The following is a 3,651-nucleotide window of genomic DNA, read 5'->3' on the forward strand; positions in this document are numbered from 1 at the left end:
CCACCGGCGGCCGGGGCCTGCCGGCACAGCAGGCCGCCGAGGCGGCGTTCCCCCTCGCACATTGACCCCGCCTACGGCGGCGGCCCGGTGCGGCGTTCGACCGCAGGCCTTGATGCGCGGCAAGCCCCGGGACGGGCCGATGGACCATCCGGCCCGCGCCGATGCACAATCGGGGCCATGGCAGAGAAAGTGATCCCGCTGGCCGATCACCGTGTCCGGGCCTCCGTGCCGCGGGTGCCGGACCAGTGGCGCTCGCCCGACGGGCCGCTCAGCGACCGCCTGGGCCGGCCCTTGCGCGACCTGCGCATCTCGGTGACGGACCGGTGCAACTTCCGGTGCAGCTACTGCATGCCCAAGGAAGTCTTCGACAAGCACTATCAGTTCCTGCCTCACAGCGCCCTGCTGAGCTTCGAGGAGATCACCCGGCTGGCCCGGCTGTTCGTCGCTCACGGCGTGCGCAAGATCCGGCTCACGGGGGGTGAGCCCCTGCTGCGCAAGGACCTCGAACGCCTGATCGAGATGCTCGCTGCCCTGCGCACGCCCGACGGCCAGCCCCTGGACCTGACGCTCACGACCAACGGCTCGGTCCTGGCGCGCAAGGCGCGGGCCCTGAAGGAGGCCGGCCTGCAGCGCGTGACCGTCAGCCTGGATGCGCTGGACGATGCGCTGTTTCGCCGCATGAACGATGTCGATTTCCCGGTGGCCGACGTGCTGGCAGGGCTGGAGGCCGCCCAGCAGGTCGGCCTGGGGCCGCTGAAGGTCAACATGGTGGTCAAGCGCGGCACCAACGACCACGAGATCGTCCCGATGGCCCGCCATTTCCGCGGCACCTCCATCGTGCTGCGCTTCATCGAGTTCATGGACGTGGGAGCGACCAACGGCTGGCGCATGGAGGAGGTGCTGCCCTCGGCCGAGGTGATCGAACGCTTGAGCGCCCACTTTCCGCTCGAACCCATCGACCCGAACTACCCCGGCGAGACCGCCGAGCGCTGGCGCTACCGCGACGGTGGCGGCGAGATCGGCGTGATCTCCAGCGTCACCCAGGCCTTCTGCCGCGACTGCAACCGCGCCCGCCTGTCCACCGAGGGCAAGCTGTTCCTGTGCCTGTTCGCCCAGCAAGGGCATGACCTGCGCGCCTTGCTGCGCGCAGGCTGCACCGACGAGCAGATCGCGGCAGCCATCGGGCTGATCTGGCAGGACCGCGGCGACCGCTACTCCGAGTTGCGCGCAGCCCTGCAAGCCGACACTGGCACCGCCTTGCGCAAGGTCGAGATGCACTACATCGGAGGCTGAGCATGGCGCGCGCCCCGCTGCTGGCCCCCGCCGTCAAACGGCGCCTGCTGGCCGCCGTGCTGGCCAGTGTGATGATCCCCTGGCTCATCGGCTCTTGGATCAAGGCCGGCCTGCAGGAGGGGCTGCACGACGATGCGCACCGCGCGGCGCAGCTCGTCGACTACATCGTCACCGGCGGCATGGTCTTCCTGCTCGCGATGGTCGTCACGGTGGCGGTGGGCTGCGTCGTGGTGGCCGTGATGCAAGGCGCTCGCCACCTGGGCGATCCCTTCCCCAACGAGCGCAATGATGGATCCTGAGCTCATCACCGGCCTGATCCTGGCCGGCGGCCGCGGCAGCCGCATGGGCGGGGTCGACAAGGGCCTGCAAAACTACCGCGGCCTGCCGCTGGCCCTGCATGCGCTGCTGCGGCTGTCGCCGCAGGTGGGCCGCGTGATGATCAACGCCAACCGCAACCTCGGCGCCTACGAGTCCTTCGGCGTGCCGGTCTGGCCCGATGCCCTGCCCGACTACGCCGGGCCGCTGGCAGGGTTCCTGGCCGGGCTGGAGCATTGCGAGACGCCCTATCTCGTCACCGTGCCCTGCGACTCGCCGCTGTTTCCGACCGATCTGGTTCATCGGCTGGGGACGGCGCTGCAGGCCCAGGACGCCGAGATCGCGATGGCGCGCACCGGGGACCAGGTTCAGCCCGTGTTCACACTGATGCGGACCTCGCTGCTGGAAAGCCTCGTGCGCTACACGCATGCGGGCGGACGCAAGATCGACCGCTGGACGGCCCAGCACCACACCGTGGAGGTGCCATTCGATGACGAGTCGGCCTTTGCCAATGCCAACACCCAAGACGAGCTGGTGGCGCTCGAACGCGGCGGCGGTTGAACGCGCCCCGCTGATCGAGGTGCGCCGTCTGGGCCCGGAGGACCTGCCGGCCTACAAGCTGCTGCGCGACGAGGCCCTGCAGCGCCACCCCGAATCCTTCACGTCAGACGCCGAGACCGAGCGGCTGCGCAGCCCCGAGAGCTATCTGGGACGGCTGGGCCTGAGCGAACCGCTGGGCGGCACCTTCCTGATGGGGGCTTGGGTGGACGGCGAGCTGGCCGGCTCGGTGGCCTGCGAGCGCGAACTCAAGCGCAAGCTGCGCCACCGCGCCAACATCGTCGGCATGTACGTGCGCGAATCGCACACTCGCCTGGGCATCGGCCGCCAGTTGCTCGCGGCTTGCCTGGACCTGGCGCGCCAGGCCCAAGGCCTGGAGATGCTGACACTCACGGTGACGGCGTCCAACGAACGGGCCTTGCGCCTGTATGAGCGGGCGGGCTTCAAGGTGTACGGCCTGCTGCCACGGGCCATCCGCGTCGAGACCGGCCGCAAGGTGCAGTACTTCGACAAGGCTCACATGGTGTTGATGCTGTGAACGGCGCCCCCCGATGACATCCCTCGAACAGATCGCCTCCTGTGTGAGCGGCTACGACCCGGACGCCCTGCCCGTGGAGAAGGCGCAGGAGTTCATCCGCCGCTTCGTCCCGCGCGTGGACACCGTCGAGAAGCTGCCCCTGCGCGCGGCGCTGGGTCGCGTGCTGGCCACCGACGTGATCTCGCCGATCGATGTGCCGTCGCACGACAACTCAGCCATGGACGGCTACGCGCTGCGTGGCACCGACCTGAGCGCCGACGGCCCGACACGGCTGCGCATCGCAGGCACCGCGCTGGCCGGCCAACCCCTCGAGCAGCGGGTGGCGCCCGGCCAGTGCGTGCGCATCATGACCGGCGCCGTGATGCCCGAAGGGCTGGACACCGTCGTGCCGCAGGAGTTCTGCCAGGTCGAGGGCGAAGTCGTGACCCTGCCCGCCGGCGCCGTGCGCGCTGGCGACAATCGCCGGCTGCGAGGGGAGGACCTCGCACGGGGCCGGCCCGCGCTGTCGGCCGGGAAGATCCTGCGTCCGGCCGACCTGGGCCTGCTGGCCTCGCTGGGTCAGGCCGAAGTGCCCGTCCTGCGCCGCCTGCGGGTGGCCTTCTTCTCCACCGGCGACGAACTGCGCTCCATCGGCGAGCCGCTGGAGGCCGGCTGCGTCTACGACAGCAACCGCTACACGATCCACGGCATGCTGCAGCGCCTGGGCGTGGAATTGCTCGATCTCGGGGTCGTGCGCGACGATCCCCAGGCCCTGGAAGCCGCCTTCCGGCAGGCCGCCGAGAGCGCTGACGCCATCATCACCTCGGGCGGCGTGAGCGTGGGTGAGGCCGACTTCACCAAGCAGATGATGGCGCGGCTGGGCGAGGTGGCGTTCTGGAGAATCGCGATGCGCCCCAACCGGCCCCCCGCCCTCGGCCACACCCAAAAACACAGCCACCCAACAACCC

5 protein-coding genes are annotated in these 3,651 nt (G+C 70.0%); all 5 read left to right on the plus strand.

Annotated elements, in window-relative coordinates; genetic code table 11:
* Positions 1-177: 177 nt before the first annotated feature.
* Positions 178-1,293: a GTP 3',8-cyclase MoaA gene (moaA, locus tag ACK42S_RS16475; protein WP_409710060.1), complete on the plus strand. Its 1,116-nt coding sequence runs from the start codon at positions 178-180 to the stop codon at positions 1,291-1,293.
* Positions 1,294-1,295: 2 nt separating this feature from the next.
* Positions 1,296-1,592, plus strand: a complete 297-nt coding sequence (locus ACK42S_RS16480) for a hypothetical protein (RefSeq protein ID WP_409710063.1) — start codon at positions 1,296-1,298, stop codon at positions 1,590-1,592.
* Positions 1,579-2,169, plus strand: coding sequence for a molybdenum cofactor guanylyltransferase MobA (gene mobA, locus ACK42S_RS16485; RefSeq protein ID WP_409710066.1), 591 nt, complete (start codon positions 1,579-1,581; stop codon positions 2,167-2,169). The genes ACK42S_RS16480 and mobA overlap by 14 nt, the downstream gene beginning before the upstream one ends.
* Positions 2,120-2,704, plus strand: a complete 585-nt coding sequence (locus ACK42S_RS16490; RefSeq protein WP_409710070.1) for an N-acetyltransferase family protein — start codon at positions 2,120-2,122, stop codon at positions 2,702-2,704. Before mobA ends, ACK42S_RS16490 begins: the two co-directional genes overlap by 50 nt.
* A gap of 13 nt (positions 2,705-2,717) precedes the next feature.
* A partial coding sequence (locus ACK42S_RS16495) for a molybdopterin molybdotransferase MoeA (protein WP_409710072.1) occupies positions 2,718-3,651 on the plus strand: 934 nt, incomplete at its 3' end.

Source organism: Caldimonas sp., from assembly GCF_046289365.1.
Taxonomy (GTDB): domain Bacteria; phylum Pseudomonadota; class Gammaproteobacteria; order Burkholderiales; family Burkholderiaceae_C; genus Caldimonas.